The 16130-nt window shown below is 50.4% G+C and carries 15 protein-coding genes; 9 read left to right on the top strand and 6 right to left on the bottom strand.

From position 1 onward, the window contains the following. Positions 1-49 precede the first annotated feature (49 nt). Positions 50-1813: an exodeoxyribonuclease V subunit alpha gene (gene recD / locus ACTHUT_RS00490; RefSeq protein WP_440386378.1), complete on the top strand. Its 1764-nt coding sequence runs from the start codon at positions 50-52 to the stop codon at positions 1811-1813. A 96-nt stretch (positions 1814-1909) separates the two neighbouring features. Beyond that, complete coding sequence (locus tag ACTHUT_RS00485; protein ID WP_440386379.1) at positions 1910-3109, top strand: hypothetical protein; 1200 nt, start codon at positions 1910-1912, stop codon at positions 3107-3109. 94 nt (positions 3110-3203) lie between these two features. Here the strand turns inward: ACTHUT_RS00485 and ACTHUT_RS00480 are convergent, their stop codons facing one another. Then, positions 3204-3605 carry an RNA-binding S4 domain-containing protein gene (locus ACTHUT_RS00480; protein WP_003679090.1) on the bottom strand — a complete coding sequence of 134 codons (402 nt, stop codon included), beginning with the start codon at positions 3603-3605 and terminating at the stop codon, positions 3204-3206. Positions 3606-3808: 203 nt separating this feature from the next. Here ACTHUT_RS00480 and ACTHUT_RS00475 point away from each other — a divergent pair, with 203 nt between their 5' ends. The 6 genes from ACTHUT_RS00475 to ACTHUT_RS00450 all read left to right on the top strand — a co-directional run bounded on the left by ACTHUT_RS00475 (position 3809) and on the right by ACTHUT_RS00450 (position 9156). Next, positions 3809-4768 (top strand): acetyl-CoA carboxylase carboxyltransferase subunit alpha, encoded by a 960-nt coding sequence (locus ACTHUT_RS00475; protein WP_049322761.1) that lies wholly within the window; start codon positions 3809-3811, stop codon positions 4766-4768. 88 nt (positions 4769-4856) lie between these two features. Further along, a complete protein-coding gene (gene tilS / locus ACTHUT_RS00470) occupies positions 4857-6185 on the top strand; it encodes a tRNA lysidine(34) synthetase TilS (RefSeq protein WP_440386380.1) in 1329 nt (442 codons plus the stop codon). A gap of 214 nt (positions 6186-6399) precedes the next feature. Continuing rightward, positions 6400-6999: an RNA polymerase sigma factor RpoE gene (gene rpoE / locus ACTHUT_RS00465; protein ID WP_036493687.1), complete on the top strand. Its 600-nt coding sequence runs from the start codon at positions 6400-6402 to the stop codon at positions 6997-6999. Between the two features lie 5 nt (positions 7000-7004). Then, positions 7005-7553 carry a sigma-E factor negative regulatory protein gene (locus tag ACTHUT_RS00460; RefSeq protein ID WP_440386382.1) on the top strand — a complete coding sequence of 183 codons (549 nt, stop codon included), beginning with the start codon at positions 7005-7007 and terminating at the stop codon, positions 7551-7553. Positions 7554-7670: 117 nt separating this feature from the next. After that, positions 7671-8462, top strand: coding sequence for a TrmH family RNA methyltransferase (locus tag ACTHUT_RS00455; RefSeq protein ID WP_296117285.1), 792 nt, complete (start codon positions 7671-7673; stop codon positions 8460-8462). A gap of 34 nt (positions 8463-8496) precedes the next feature. After that, positions 8497-9156 carry a UPF0149 family protein gene (locus tag ACTHUT_RS00450; protein ID WP_440386383.1) on the top strand — a complete coding sequence of 220 codons (660 nt, stop codon included), beginning with the start codon at positions 8497-8499 and terminating at the stop codon, positions 9154-9156. Positions 9157-9225: 69 nt separating this feature from the next. Here the strand turns inward: ACTHUT_RS00450 and ACTHUT_RS00445 are convergent, their stop codons facing one another. The 4 genes from ACTHUT_RS00445 to ACTHUT_RS00430 form a co-directional block, all read right to left on the bottom strand. After that, positions 9226-9714: a DUF456 domain-containing protein gene (locus ACTHUT_RS00445; RefSeq protein ID WP_003746916.1), complete on the bottom strand. Its 489-nt coding sequence runs from the start codon at positions 9712-9714 to the stop codon at positions 9226-9228. 143 nt (positions 9715-9857) lie between these two features. Then, positions 9858-11093, bottom strand: coding sequence for an MFS transporter (locus ACTHUT_RS00440; protein ID WP_440386384.1), 1236 nt, complete (start codon positions 11091-11093; stop codon positions 9858-9860). Between the two features lie 100 nt (positions 11094-11193). Further along, positions 11194-11592, bottom strand: a complete 399-nt coding sequence (locus ACTHUT_RS00435; RefSeq protein WP_440386385.1) for an extensin — start codon at positions 11590-11592, stop codon at positions 11194-11196. Between the two features lie 304 nt (positions 11593-11896). Next, positions 11897-13942: a TonB-dependent receptor gene (locus ACTHUT_RS00430; RefSeq protein ID WP_440386386.1), complete on the bottom strand. Its 2046-nt coding sequence runs from the start codon at positions 13940-13942 to the stop codon at positions 11897-11899. A 548-nt stretch (positions 13943-14490) separates the two neighbouring features. Here ACTHUT_RS00430 and ACTHUT_RS00425 point away from each other — a divergent pair. Then, a complete protein-coding gene (locus ACTHUT_RS00425; RefSeq protein ID WP_440386387.1) occupies positions 14491-15111 on the top strand; it encodes a TetR/AcrR family transcriptional regulator in 621 nt (206 codons plus the stop codon). Between the two features lie 90 nt (positions 15112-15201). Here ACTHUT_RS00425 and ttcA read toward each other — a convergent pair. Further along, positions 15202-16130, bottom strand: a 929-nt coding sequence (ttcA, locus tag ACTHUT_RS00420; RefSeq protein WP_440418660.1) for a tRNA 2-thiocytidine(32) synthetase TtcA, incomplete at its 5' end; no start/stop codon positions are given.

The following is a 16130-nucleotide window of genomic DNA, read 5'->3' as shown; positions in this document are numbered from 1 at the left end:
GCTGTTTTTCAGACGGCCTTTCTTTTTCCATATCAATCAATCCTGAGCCATGAATCCGACCGACTCCATCCTTTCCTCTGCCGCAGATGCGGCCATAGCGTTTTTCCGCCGCCACGAAGTACAGGGCGCATCCGTTATTGAGCCTTATGTGGTTCGACTGTTTGCAGCCTTGCAAAACGGGCATTCGTTTATTTACTTGGATAAAGCGGATGTCGATGCCTTAAGCAATTTGCCGAATTTGGTCGGCAATGCGGATAAACCGCTTATCCTGCAAGGCCGGAAATTGTTTTTAGGGCGGATGTGGCAGTTGGAGCATGATTTGGCTGTCGAAATCAAACGGCTGGCAAGTGCCGAGGCGGAAGAAGTGAATTTCATGGCGGCTTCAAAAAGCCTGAGTGATTGGTTTGATCCTAAGGACAGTAAAGAGCAGAGGGATGCTGCGGCTTTGGCCTTGCTACAAAACTTTATGCTGATTACCGGCGGGCCGGGTACGGGTAAGACAACGACCGTAGCAAAGCTTTTGGGTCTGATTTGCAATAACAGTACGAAGCTGCCACGTATTGCATTGGCGGCACCGACGGGCAAAGCGGCTGCGCATATGGCACGGGCCTTACAGCGTGCTTTGGACGGTTTTGATTTGTCTCCGAGCATTAAAGCACATTTGGAAAACTTGGAAGGGCAGACTGTCCATCGTTTGTTAAAACTGCGTCCGCCACAAATGCGCCCTGCGTTCAATCATGAACATCCGCTTGCTTTGGATGTTTTGGTGGTGGATGAGGCTTCGATGTTGGATTTGCCGCTGGTGTTGGATTTATTGCGCGCCGTGCCGACCGGTTGTCGTCTGGTGTTGCTTGGCGATGAAAACCAGTTGCCGTCGGTTGGCTTGGGTGCCGTATTGGCGGCGTTGTCGTGTCCGACAGCTTTGGATAAAGAAACTGCTGAAAAGTTGGAAGTGTACCTGCCCAATCATGGCTTTGAGATTAAAGAGCGGCCTCAGGCTTTATCGCAAAACAATGCCAAATTGACGTTCAGCCACCGTTTTGGCGCAGACAGCGGTATCGGTTGTTTGGCAAGGGCGGTGGTGTCCGGGGAAAAGCAAACTGCGGTCGAACAGTTTGACAAGTTCCCCAAAGAGTTGGAAATGAAATCAGGCCGTCTGAAAGAGCAGGTCGCCTTGCTGTATCAAAAGCAACAGGATTATTGGCAGGCCGTGGCAGAGAATAATGTCGCACTCGCCTACGGTCATGCGGCCGATGTGGTGGTATTGGCAGCTTGGCGGCGGGATGCGGATGATTTGAATCAGGCTTATCAAGAATACCTGCAACGACAAGGCAAGGTTTCGGGAGAAACGCCTTGGTTTGCCGGACAAATCATCATGATTACCCACAATGATTACATGCTGGAAGTGTTTAACGGCGACATCGGGCTGATTATGAAAGATGAAGAATCGTTGAATGGCTTGTCTGCCTATTTTCCTGAGAAAGATGGATTTAAAAAAATTGCCATCAGCCGTTTGCCCGATTTTGAATCGGCTTTTGCCATGACGGTGCACAAGAGCCAGGGTTCGGAATATCGGGAAGTATGGCTTTTGCCGCCGTCAGTGCCTGCAACGACGGAGGGCGAAGAGGAAGCTCGAGGGTTGGATACGGCTCTGCTTTACACAGCCATTACCCGTGCGCGTGAACGTTTTGTGTTTTGGGGAAATGCAGAGGAATTGGTTAAGGCTGTGGGATGCCACCAAAAACGCAGGACGGCATTAGCCGATGCCTTGGAACGGCAGTTTGAACAGCCTGATATGCAGGCTTCTGTTTGACCTGAATCAAGAGGCCGTCTGAAAGCGGATAAAGCGTTTAAATCTGCTTGACTGATTACACTAATTTACATACGATAAAAATAATTAGTAAACAAAATGAATAATTTTTACAAAATCCACGATTTTGTACGCTTTATCGAATACTTCACTTTCAATACCTTCTTTTGGAGAGTCGGCATGAAATTTCAAACCAAACTGATTGCAACCTGTATTTTATTGGCTTCATCATCTTATTCATTGGCAGAGAACGCTGATGGCGGGCGTGATGCGGCGGCTTTGGCCACCACCAACGATTATGTAAATTCCGGCAGCATCATTCGCAAAGATGACGATAAAATCAGCATTTTCAATGATTTGTTGACTGTGAACGGCGGTTTGCGCGTACGTGTGGATACCAAAGACATCAATGCCAACAACAGCAGCGTTAACCCGACGCCTGAAGACACCAATGCCAACTTCAACGCGGAGTTTTGGTTACGCGCAAAACTGTACAAAGATTGGAAATTGGTAGCGCAAATCGAGCCGAATATCGATTTGGAAACCGGTAAATTTAACGGCGATCATGATGTGCCGGTCAATAAACTGTATGCCGAAGGGACTGTGTACAACAACATCAAAGCGCGTGTCGGTAAATTTGGCGCATTCTCTTCATACGGCCGCGTATGGGATACCGAAGTTACTGGCGGCGAAATTTTCTTTGACAATAAAACCCTGCCGACCAAAATCTATGCGGGCCGCCGTACAGGCAATCTGAATGACAACGCATGGGGCATCGGCGGTCGCCGCAGACATTTTGCCGCGATTCAAAGCGTGTTGCCTGTGAATGAGAATATCAACGTCGGCGCAACTGTCAGCTACATGAAAGACATCGATGTACGCGGCGCGAAGAAAAACGCGGTCTTCGGGGAAATCGGTACGGACATTAAATTTAATGACGATTGGCGTTGGATGGCCGCGGTCAGCAAGTCCAATATCAAAGCTTATAATGATGCCGGACAAAAAATCAAAAATGACGGCGTGTTCACTGAAGTGCGCTATAAATCGGCCGACTGGAACGTCCGTAATTCTTACGACGTATTCTTGAACTACCGCCGTGTCGGTTCGTTGTCCGGTGTCTCTTCTGTTGAGGATTACAGCAAAAACGTCCAAGGCGTGCAAATCGGTGCAACCTATATTCCTTGGAAAAACTGGAAACTCAAAGGCTTCTATTTGGCCGGCAAACAGGTTACGCCTACCGTTGGTACGGATAAGCAGGACGTGAACGTTATTCGTGGTCAGTTAGAATATAAATTTTAATCATCACAAATAAAAAACAGGCAGGATGTCCTGCCTGTTTTTGGTTTTCAGACGGCATGAACATAGGGCCGTCTGAAACAATGGATGAATCACTTTACCAGCTATCGCGCTTCATGCGGTCAAGCTGGCGGCGGTCGCGTTTGGTCGGGCGTCCGTCCGGATAAGCGGCACTGATGCGGCTGGCCTGGTCGAGTTGTTTTTGAGCTTCGCGTTCGGCAGCCGTTTTCATGTCTTCTTCGTACAGTAAACGCGCTTCCGGTGCCGGCCGGCGTTGATGATTGAGCGCGGCGACTTTGAATTTGTAGGGGAGGGAGTTTAAAGTCATGTCGATGGTGTCGCCGGCGGAAATATTTTTGCTGTTTTTCACCTTCGAACCGTTTACCAAAACCCTGCCCAGCTCAATGTGTTTTTGTGCCAGCGCGCGGGTCTTGAAAAAGCGCGCGGCCCACAGCCATTTGTCCAAGCGCATGGACGAATTGTCATGATCGTTTTTCATAGCCTGTTTGAAATGATTGAACTGAATTGAAGTTTATCATAAGATACGGCACGCCATACATTTAGTGCAGATATACTATTTCTTTGTTAAAGGCCGTCTGAAAGTTTTTTATTGCAAAAGATGGCAGTTTCCCTTTGAGAAATGCTGTCAAATACGTCTGATTAGCGTATCATGTCAGCAACCATTACCGAGAGCTTCGTTTTATGAAACCCGTTTTTTTGGACTTTGAACAACCCATCGCCGAATTAACCAATAAAATCGACGAGTTGCGATTCGTACAAGACGAATCGGCCGTCGATATTTCCGACGAGATTGCCAGACTGCAAAAGAAAAGCAACGAGTTGACCAAGTCAATTTTCAGCAAGCTGACTCCGGCTCAAATTTCACAAGTCTCCCGCCATCCGCAGCGTCCTTATACTTTGGACTACATCAACGGTATTTTTACCGATTTTGAAGAGTTGCATGGCGACCGCCATTATTCTGACGATCATGCCATTATCGGCGGTTTGGCACGTTTTAACGGTCAAAGCGTGATGGTCATCGGCCATCAAAAAGGCCGCGATACCAAAGAAAAAATCCGCCGCAATTTCGGTATGCCGCGTCCCGAAGGTTACCGTAAAGCGCTGCGCTTGATGCAGACTGCCGAGAAATTCAATATTCCGGTCATGACCTTTGTCGATACTCCGGGTGCGTATCCGGGCATTGGCGCGGAAGAGCGCGGCCAGTCCGAAGCCATCGGCCGTAATTTGTACGAACTGACCCGCCTGCATGTGCCGGTATTGTGTACCATTATTGGCGAAGGTGGTTCGGGTGGCGCGTTGGCAGTCGCTGTCGGTGACTACATCAATATGCTGCAATACTCGACCTATTCGGTGATTTCTCCCGAAGGTTGCGCCTCTATTCTTTGGAAAACTGCCGAAAAAGCAGCAGATGCCGCGCAAGCATTGGGTATTACCGCCAAACGCCTGCAAGAATTGGATCTCATCGATAAGGTCATTGACGAGCCGTTGGGCGGCGCACACCGTGATTACGAAACCACGATGAAAAACGTTAAAACCGTTTTGGAACAGCAATTAAGCGAAGCGCAAAGCATGACCATGCCTGATTTGCTTTCCCGCCGTTTCGACCGCATCATGGCTTACGGTAAATTTACCGATAAATAAGTTTGACTGCTGAAAAAGCAAGCAGATGCCGCTGCTTGCTTTTTTTGTATTCTATTTTTGAGTCATTCATAATTTCAGGCCGTCTGAAATGTTGCAACTATCCCCTGATTCCCTATTTAAAAGTTTTCAAGCAACTTTTCCTGATTTGCCGAACCATACTGTTTTTGAAGTTGGTTTGAGCGGTGGATTGGATTCTGTTGTCCTGTTGCATCTTTTGCACCGGATGCGTGAATTCTGCCGTTTTGATTTGCGTGCCGTCCATGTTCATCATGGTTTAAGCACCAATGCCGACAGTTGGGCAAAATTTTGTCAGGATTATTGTCAGCGTTTGAATGTTGCCTTGCGGGTGTGCCGTGTCAATGTGGAAAAACAAGGAAAAGGTTTGGAAGCGGCGGCCAGGGCTGCCCGATATCAGGCATTTTCAGACGGCCTGAAGAAAATTATTGTTTTGGCCCATCACCATAATGATCAAATCGAAACATTTATGCTGTCGGCCGTACGCGGCGGCGGATTGCGCGGTATGGCGGCCATGCCGGTATGGCGTGATTTAAATGAAAAGATCCAAATCTGGCGGCCGCTTTTGGCATTTTCCCGTCAGGAATTGGCAGGGTATGCGCAACAATGGAGGTTGTCTTTTGTCGAGGACGAAAGTAACGAGGATCCTGTCTATTTACGCAATTGGATGAGAAATCAGGCCTTGCCGCAATGGCAGCAGCGGATTCCGAATTTTGAGCGGCAAATTTGTGCCAATATCCGATTATTGCAGGAAGATTTGCAGCTTTTAGATGAATTGATTGAGTCTGAATATCAGCGCATCAGTCCGGACGGAATATTCAGTATCAGTCTGTGGCGGCAAGGTACGCCGCTTTTGCGCCGTCGGTTGCTTTGGTATTTTTTGCGAAAGCAAACGGAATCATTGCCTTCTTATCACAGCATTGCCGATTTCGCCCGAGTATTGGAAACCGCAGAACAGGCGCAGTTGAGTTTGCCAAACGGCGAATTGGTTGCCTATCGGGATCAGTTGTTTATTTGGCAAGAAAGTGAATTTCAACAGCTGCCTTGGTGCAATGGTAGGGAAGTTCGAGGCCGTCTGAAAGATATTTTGCTGGAAAACGGTTTTGTTTTATTACCGTTTAAAGGCGGTTTGCCGGAAGAAGAGTTGGAGAAGCAGGCAGTGCTTAGAACTGTATCCGAGGGCGACGTGATTCAGTCAGGGCAGAGGGAAAAATCAGTCGAAAAACTATTGCAAGAGTGTCATATCATGCCACTCGTGCGTAAATATTGGCCGATTATCATAAGTCTGGGCAACAAGTGCCTTGCTGTTGCTAACCTTAGGGCTGGAAGCGATGTTCAAATAGAGCAAGGCTATCTGCCAGTTCATAGAAAGTTGGTCGAATATATGGCAAAAGTAAAGTAAATAACTCTAAATTTAGTAAGTATCAGTAGTTTAACTACTTTTGCTAAGTATTGGTATATTAAGTAATATTGTTAATGTTAGAGCATCTGCACGAATAAACTTTAGCCATTGAATGTAATCTTATGGAACTATTTCAGAGCGTTGCTGTCTTTACTGTGCACAGCACGCTTTACTATTTTTGGGTTTAAAGCAGTAAAATGATTAAAGGGTGGGTATGAACGATCGCCAAATAGATCAAGTTTTGGTGGAGCGCGCGCAGAAAGGTGACCATAAGGCATTTGAGATGCTGATGTCTAAATATCAGCGTCGGCTAAACAGACTGATTTCTCGTTTTATTCAGGATGAGCATGAAGTGCACGATGTAACCCAAGAGGCAATGATTAGGGCTTATCGTGCATTGGCAAATTTTCGTGGAGAAAGTGCATTTTATACATGGCTGTACCGTATCGGTATCAATACGGCAAAGAATTTCCTGACCACTTCGGGTCGTCAGTTTTTTGTCAGTTCGGAAGCAGCCAATGAGGAAGGAGATGTTCTCGATTTAACCGATCAGATTGCGGATTACCATACGCCGGAAGCTGAGATGATGAATCGGGAAATCTTGCAGACCGTCGAGGCAAGCATTGCGCAACTGCCAGACGATATGCGTCAAGCCATTACGCTTAGGGAAATGGACGGCTTGTCTTACGAAGAAATAGCTCGGGTAGTGGATTGTCCGATAGGTACAGTACGTTCGCGTATTTTCAGAGCGCGTGAACTGATTGCAAAAGATTTGCGGCCGCTGTTGGATACTTCTGAAGATCAAAGGTGGTAATAAAAATGAACGACAAAACAAATAAAGCATTGGAGTATGTGTCCGCATTGATGGACGGTGAAGCATTGACTGATGAGATGCTGGATGCCGTATTGGCAGACGAGGAAGCATTGCGCGCTTGGCATGAGTATCACATTATCGGCGACTGTATCCGTCAGGGCGCGGCGGCGAAGGTGGCTGATGAAACCATGCAAAGCAAAGCATTTACAGTGCCTCAAGCTGAGATTGCCGGCAAGCAGGAAAAATATACTCATCGCGAGGTGGCCAATAACGGCTTCTTTAAATTCTTTGCGGCCGCTGCTAGCGTGTGTGCCATTGCTGTGACGGCATGGCAGTTTACGCCGCAAACTTCTCGTGACGCTATGCCGGTTGCCGAGAAGTCTAATGTTCAGCCTGCACAAGATATCATTCCGGTAAGCGGTACGCCTGACGATAAAGCGGCTTCCGAACCAGGTGAAACCGTTGTGCCGAATGCGGCGAAAGACGGCAAGATTGAAAACCGTCCGACTGTCCGTACCGAGCAGAAAAATGAGCAGCAGACTGTTGTTCAGTAAAAAATGAAATCATGCAAAACCCTTGCTTTATAGCAAGGGTTTTTATTTTTGCAGTAAAACCGTCAGGCCGTCTGAAAGCATAGCTTCAAAGAAGTCAAAGCAGTTATAATGCGCTCCATGAAACTGATTACCTCTGCTCAAAACGAACAGCTCAAACATTTATTCCGTCTTTTGACGCAGGCCAAAGCAAGGCGTGAAAGCGGTGAAACCGTATTGGAAGGCGTACATCTGCTGCAAACTTATTTGCAAAGCGGCGGTACGCCCAAACAGGTTTATCTGCCTGAAAAGAAACAGCAACATCCTGAAATTCAAGAAATTACGGCGCAGTTGGACGAGGGATTGATTACTTGGGTCGGTAACGAAGCGCTGTCTAAAATCACCAGTCTGACCGATGCCGATGATGTGATGACTTGGATTGATATTCCGAAACAGGCAGGCTTGCCTTCAGACGGCGATTGCGTGGTATTAGAGCGGGTACAAGACCCCGGCAATGCAGGCACAATTTTGCGCAGTGCGGCGGCAGCCGGAGTCAAGCAAATCGTGTGCAGCAATGATTCCGTAGATATTTGGTCGCCCAAAGTGTTGCGAGCGGGAATGGGTGCGCATTTTCTACTGTCTATTTTCAGCCGAGTGGAATTATCCGCTTGGATGGAAAAGTATCAGCATCCAATTTGGGCAACAGCTTTGGGCGGCCGCAATATCGGGTTGTATGAAATGGACCTCAGTCAATCTTGCGCTTGGGTGTTTGGCAACGAAGGCAGCGGCGTGAGTGAAACGGTAAAAGAGAAAGCCGATGCCTGTGTCAAAATCCCCATGTTGGGGCAAACCGAATCCTTGAATGTCGCGATGGCGGCAACGGTTTGTCTGTTTGAACAAATGCGGCAGCGTATCCATGACCAGGCCGTCTGAAAACCATAATATGATTTTATTTTAAGGAACGAAAATGCAAATACTGACTTTTGATGAAGCGGCACGCAGCCGATTGATGGAATTGCTGGATGCTAAATCCGAAGCCCACAACACCATGCGTTGTGATGAAGTTCAAGGTTTTATGATGGCTTTATTGAGCGGTCCGGATGCTTTGAATCCGACCAACTGGCTGCCTGAGATTTTGGGTGAGGAATCTTTGTTTGATGCCAAAGAGCGCACCGAAATCGAGCGTTTGGTCATGGCAATGGCCGCCGATATGCGCATGAAGCTCAACGAGAAAATCCTGCCTGATTTATGGTTTTATGAAGATGAAGCCGGCAATCTGGATTTCTACACATGGTGTAACGCCTATCTTTACGCACTGGATATTGTGCCTACCGATTGGTTTGAAGCAGTCGATCAGGAAGAGTTTGAAGATTTGTTCTATCCGATTATGGCTTTGGGCGGTATTTATGACGATGAGGAAAACGGCGAAGTCATCTTGCATCTGAATGAAAAAGAGCTGACCCAGTTGGAATCTGATTTGCCGCATGTCCTGCTGGATATTTACTGGTATTGGCAGGCCATCATCAATAAACCGCAAACCATCCGCCGCGAAGGCGAAAAAGTGGGTCGCAACGATCCTTGTCCGTGTGGTAGCGGTAAAAAATACAAAGCCTGCTGCGGCAAATAAGGAAAATAAATAGTGAAATGGAAAGGCCGTCTGAATGCTTGAAATTCAGACGGCCTTTAATGTTTTGTCTTAGAACAACGAGGCCAACCAAACAAACAGAATGGTCAGTGCAATGGTCAAGGCACAGCCGATTTTGGCCACGGTGCCGATGATGAAGCCGATAAACGTACCGATACCGACTTTGCCAGCCTGCCATGTGTCTTTGCGTGCGATAAATTCACCGATGGCTGCGCCTGCCAACGGGCCGAGCAACAGGCCGGGAATAGAGAAGAATGCACCGACGATGCCGCCGATAAACGCGCCCCAAACCGCAGTTTTACTTGCGCCGGTATATTTTGCACCTAATGCGCCCGCCACATAGTCCATCGCAGTACCGAATACGGCAACAATGGCCAAAAAGGTCAGCGTACCCGAGCCAAACACTTGATAATCGCCGGCATAACCCAACAACCATGCGCCACCAAACATCAAACCTAATCCGGGCAGGGCGGGATAAATCGTGCCTAAGATGCCGACGACAATGGCAATCAAGCCGAGAACGATGAGAACAGCAGTCATGAGGTTCCTTTTGAATGTAAGAGTGTAATAACGGCAGTATTATGGGCACGTTTTGTTATATTTTCATGAGAGATTGTGCAATAAAATGAAAAATTATCCGGAGGTGCGCTCAATTAAAATCGATGGATAAATATCTGAGCGAATTATTGTGAATCACGCTCTGAATGATTGAATAAATTTCTATTCAAATATAAAAGCAGGCCTACCAATACGGTCAAGTACACTGCAACCCAATACGCATCTGTATAACCAATAGCCTTTGCCAGCCGCAGGGCAGCGAAACCGGCCGCGTAACTGCCGAGCAGGACGACGGAAAATTGCAGACTGCTGTCGAGTGCGGCGGTGGCGCGGTCTGATTTGTCCATCACCAACGCCAGTATCACCGGCAGCAGCAGCGTGTAGCTCAGGCTCAGGGCGATGATTTGCGCGGGCGGCAGCCAAGGATGGATGCGGGCGAGCGAGTCGATGGCGATCATGGACGCCAAAAGCGGCAGTTGCAGCGCGTAGAGCAGGAACACGAGTTTGCGGCGCGGATAATTGCGCGAAAACCAGCCCGACAGCGGCGTCACAATCAGGCAGGCAACAGGAATGCCCACCGCCAAAATTCCTCCCGTCTGTTTCGGAGTGAAGCCCAAATCCGCCAGCTTGGGTACAAAAGTTGCCGCCATAAACGCATACGGCGCGGCAACGGCAAACAGCAAAACCAGCCACCGCCAGCCCGTTTCAGGTTGTTGCCAAAAAGAAACCAGCCGCGCTGCCAACGCCGTCCAACTGCCTTGCGCGGTCGGGCTTTCCGGCTCGCGGTAGTACAAGAGTTGCAGCAACATCAGCAGGCTGAACGCCAGCATAAAGCCGGCCGCCGCCGTTTGTCCGTATTCCTGATACAGCCACAACACCAGCGCACCGCCGATCATCTTGCCGCCGCGCGCCGCCATCGTCTGAATCACGCCGCCGAAACCGCGTTCGCGGTGCGGCAGGACGATACATGACAAACCCAGCATCGCGCAGCCGTACACCGCCGACATGGCCGAGAGCAAAACGCAGCAGGCCAGAAGCAGCGGGAAGTTTTGCGTGATGTCGGCACAGGCCATCAACCCGAACACCGCCGAAAGCCCCAGCGTCGCCGCCAGCAGCCAGCCACGAAACCGTCCCAAACGCCCCGCCTGCCGCCGCTCCATCAGCGCGGCAAACAACACCTTCGCCGCTTCGATACTGCCGATTAAATGAATCCAGCTCAGTTGGTTCAGGCTGTAACCGTGGTTTTTCAAAATGGCCACCAGCGCGACCAGATAAAAACCGGTCAGCGTGAATTTGTAGGTGCTGCCGCCGATAAGCATCAGCCAGTCGCGTGAGTTTGGGGAAGTCTGATTGTCGGACATCACATGATTCTTTTGAAGATGAGGCAAATAAAGGGACAAGGCCGTCTGAACATATTGGGTGGCAATACTTAATTTGTATTTAAATAGGTTTAGTATCTTTTCAGACGGCCTTCAACGCTTCTTCTGCGCGAAGCAGGGCGGTTTGCTCGTCGGCTTCGACGATGTAGTTCACGCCCAGCGCAGGGCCGAGTTTGGACGATTGTTCGCGGAAGAACGCCAGTTGCGTCGCGTCGGGTTCGATGAGGAGCATGGCGGCGCAGCGTTCGGACAGTTGCGGCCGATGTGCCTTTATCCATTCGATGTAGGTTTTGCGGTCGGCAATACGCTGTTCGTCGCTTACCTGCCGTCGCATAGGGGTGCAGACGGTGGCGAAGCGGCGGTTTTGGTTTAACAGGGTTTCGAATTCGGCCAGCCAGTCGGCGAAGTCGGCAACGTGGGTCAGGTCGGTCAGGTAGATGGTGCCTTCGGGCAGGGTTTTGGCAGGGGTGAAGTAGTGCATGGGGTTCCTTTGGGTGTTTTGGGGAAGCAGGGTAGGTCAATAGTTGGGCATTTATGCCTGGCTTTTTATTAGACTTCTTGTGCTGTCATTCCCGCGCAGGCGGGAATCCAGACCCATCCGCACAGAAACTTATCGGATAAAGAAGTGCCTTCGAGTCTCCATTCTGGATTCCCGCCTGCGCGGGAATGACGATAATCGGTTGTTACGATCGTTTCAGACGACCTTCGTTATTCCAGTAACCGTAGGTAGGGCATTGATGCCCGATCTACGTTTTTTCAGACGACCTCCATCATTTCAGCACCGCCTAAAACTTCCATTCCGCGCTCACGCCTACGCTTCTGGGACGTTGGTAGAGTGCGTCTTGGCGGTCGGCGCTGGAAATGAATATGGGTCGGCGGCGGTTGAACACGTTGTCGGCGTAGAGCGAGATGCGGCCTTGTTTGAAGTTGTAGGCGGTGTAGAGGTTGACTTGGTTGTACGCGCCGATTTTGCCTGATTCGGCATTGTCGGCGGCGGAGTAGTAGCCGCCGTAGAAGCGCACGTCGCCGCCGGCTTCCCAGCCTTTGTCGTTCAGGTATTTCACGCCGATGTTGGCGGTGTATTTGGGCGCGCGGCCGAGTTTGTTGCCTTCGATGCCACTGTCGGGATAGCTTTTGATTTTGGTGTTGAGCAGCCCCAGTCCGGTGGTGAGTTTCAGGCTGTCGGTCGCCTGCCAGTCGGCGGCGAGTTCCGCGCCGTAGGTGTGGACTTTTTTGGCATTGCGGATGACGACGGAGTTGGTGCCGAGATAGAAGGGGAGCTGCATGTCGCGGTAGTGGTTCAGGAACAGGTTGCCGGAGAGTTGCAGGCGGCGGTCTGCGCTGCGCCAGCGGGTGTACCACTCGTAGTTGTTCACATATTCGGGCTCATAAGTGTAGGTTACGACGGGGCGGCCGAAGGTGATGCCCGCGCCGCCGGGGTTGTAGCCGCGCGCAGCTTTGATGCCGCTGACCCATTGGTCGGTGGGTTTGAAGGCGATGTCGATTTTGGGCAGGAAGACGGTCTGGCCTTTGTCTAAATCGAGGTGCAGCGCGCCGCTGCCGCCGCTTCGTTTGTGCGTTTCTTTTTCAATGCGGGCGGCGGCTGTGATGTCCCATTTTTCGCTGGGGCTGTATGTGGTTTCGGCAAACAGGGCGCGTACGCTGTTGCGGTCGTCAAAGGTGTTGCGACCGCCGACGCTGCGGATATCTACCCATTCGTCTTGTTTGCTGCGGAAGTAGTGCAGTCCGGCAAGGCCTTTCAGACGGCCTTTGTTTGAAAAATGCAATACCGGCTCCCATTGCAGTTCGCGGCCTTTGAGTTCGGCGGGCACGCCTTGCGGGCTGACGGTCATCGGCAGGTGCAGCCGCTCGTTGTGGTAGCGGCCGTAAACCAGTTTGTTTTCCAGTTTCAGATAGTCGTTAAGCTGCCACGATACGTCCCAGATGCCCGATGTCGAGCCGGTTACGAACACGGGCTTTTCTTTTAAAAAACGGCGGCTGGCGGTGTTGCCCATGATTTCGTTTTGCGGCGCGCGCGAACGGATGTGGTTCAGCGTCAGGCGGCTGTAAAAATCGGGATGGTTTTCGGGCGTGAGCAGGAGTTTGAAGCGCACGTTGGTGTTTTCCACGCGGCGCGGGTTGCCGGTCGGCTCGTAGGACACGAACGGCTCATAGCTTTCGCGCTGCTGCCGCTCCGCGCTCAAGCGGAAGGCAAGGTTGTTTTTCACAATCGGGCCGGACACTACGCCGGCGACATTACGTGTTTTCTGATTGCCCAAACCCAAGCGCAGCGCGCCTTCCCATTCGTCGGTCGGGTCTTTGGAACGCATCACCACCGCGCCCGCCACCGCGTTCTGTCCGCGCACATGGCTTTGCGGTCCGCGCAAGACTTCTACTTGCTGCATGTCCCACAGCGACTGTGTGCCGAAGGCGTATTCGTTGTAAGTGGCGGAGCGGCCGTCTATGGACAGGTTCAGGCGCGGCCGAGTGCCCGCGAAAAACGCCACCGCACCGACGGCGGGGCCGGAGCCGTCCACGCCGCGCACGGTCGGCAAATCGTTGCCGCTGCCTAAGTCCACTGTGTTCACGGTCTGTTTGAGCAGGTCGGTGGCGGAAAGATTGTGGCCGCTGCGGTCGATGTTGGGCGTGGTGAAAACGCGGTTGGACGTGGCGGTTTCAAAGCCGCTGCGGTTAGCACGTTCGCCGGTGACGACGACTTCTTCCAACTGCACCTGTTCCGCGTCTTGCGCCGCATCGGCGGCATAAATCCATTCGGAGGCAAAGGCGGCGGCAATCAATAGAGGCAGGCGACGGAGGGTGTGTTTCTGCATTTCTTATCCTTTCAGACGGCATACGTCGGGGCGGATTGAATATCAGGCAATCAATTTCTCCGTCAGTATGCAAATATTTGTGTTTACACATTTACATAAAACAAACTATTAATGTAAAGTATAAGAAATAAGAAACAGGAATGCAAGTGTTTATCATTCACTTTACTTCCCCTCTTATCTTGTGAATCGTCCAAAAAATCCCTCTCCTATTTGACAGGAGAAGGTTGGAGGAGGGAGATTCTGTAATCTTCATGAATTTGGCCTGCCAAGCATCCGACAGCCCTCATCCGTAGGGCAGAGCGGAGGATAAGGAAAGAGGCCGTCTGAAACCCCGCCGTATTGCCATTGCAGCCGTGGGGAAATATAGTGGATTAACAAAAATCAGGACAAGGCGACGAAGCCGCAGACAGTACAGATAGTACGGAACCGATTCACTTGGTGCTTCAGCACCTTAGAGAATCGTTCTCTTTGAGCTAAGGCGAGGCAACACCGTACTGGTTTAAAGTTAATCCACTATATGATGGGTATCCGACTTACGGATAACTTTAATGAACCTCCTTTATAAACAAAATCAAAACCTTCCTACCGTCATGACTGCCAGTAAACAACAAACCATCATCGACACCGCCCGCCGCCTGTTCCGCGAACACGGCTTTTCCGCCGTATCCGTAGGCAGCATCTGCACTGAGGCCGCCGTCAGCCGCGTCACTTTCTACAAATATTACAGCGGTAAAAACGCACTCTTGCAGGAAATCGTTACCGAACAGAAAAACCGCGTCCGTGCCGAATTTGAAAATCTGCTTGCACGGCAATGCAGCCTGCGCGAAGCCGCTGAGGCTGTGTTTGCCCTGCAAAAACAATCGTTTGAAGAACTTTATTCCGCCGCTTTTCTGCGCGACATTGAAGAGAACACCGATTTGGAGCTGGAGCGTTTTTTCCACGAATTGAACGAAGAAAAATACGCCTTTATGCGCGGTTTCTTCCACACCCTGCAACAACGCCGCCTGATTCAGCCCGATTTGCCGGTGGAACTCATCGACCTGTTCATCCGTCAGGCGGATATATTGATGCGCCATCCGCAACTGACCGCGCTTTATGCCGCCGCGCCGCAAAAGCTGCCGCAAGACGTATTGGGATTGCTGCTGCACGGTTTGTCAGGGAAAGAATAGATAAAAAAGAATAGAAAAATTTCAAATATGAATATTCAGACGGCCTTTCGGTAAATAGCTACCGAAAGGCCGTCTGAAAATTAAATGGAATTATAAACCGCAGGTTTTAGGTTTGTTTGCCAGAATATTGATGACTTTGCGTTCGGCTTTTTGCGGCTCGATTTTGATTTCGCTTTCGTCTTCTTCGCTGCCGTCGGAGAAACGTTCCGGCATTTTTTCACTGTCAAACGCCAAGTCGCCACCATGTTTCAGGTTTTGACCGCGTTCCAAGCCGACAAAGTCGAAGAGCTCGGTATCGGCCAAATGTGATGGAACAACGTTTTGCAGCGCGGAGAACATCGATTCGATACGGCCGGGGAAGCGTTTGTCCCAATCGCGCAGCATGTCGCCGATGACTTGGCGTTGCAGGTTGGGCTGAGAGCCGCAGAGGTTGCATGGAATAATTGGGAATTGTTTTAGCTCGGCATATTTGATCAAGTCCTTCTCTTTGACATATGCGAGAGGACGGATGACGATGTGTTCGCCGTTGTCGCTGACCAGTTTGGGCGGCATGGCTTTGAGTTTGCCGCCGTAGAACATATTCAGGAACATGGTAGCAAGGATGTCGTCGCGGTGATGTCCCAAGGCGATTTTGGTGCAGCCCAATTCTTTTGCGGTGCGGTAGAGGATGCCGCGGCGCAGGCGGCTGCACAGCGAACAAGTCGTTTTGCCTTCGTCCAATACGCGTTTGACGGTGGAGTAGGTGTCTTCTTCAACGATTTTGTAGGGAACGCCGATGCTTTCGAGATAGGTCGGCAATACTTCTTCGGGGAAGCCCGGCTGTTTTTGGTCAAGATTGACGGCAACCAGTTCAAAATCAATCGGCGCACTGGCTTGAAGCTGGCGCAGAATATCTAAAAGGGCGTAGCTGTCTTTGCCGCCTGAGAGGCAGACCATGATTTTGTCGCCCGGCTCGATCATATTGAAATCGTTAATGGCATCGCCGACGGCGTGGCGCAGGCGTTTGCTGAGTTTGTTGT

This window comes from Neisseria sp. P0022.S010 (assembly GCF_051956635.1).
The sequence above is the reverse complement of the archived record's forward strand: the minus strand, read 5'-3'. Positions and strand labels throughout refer to the sequence as shown.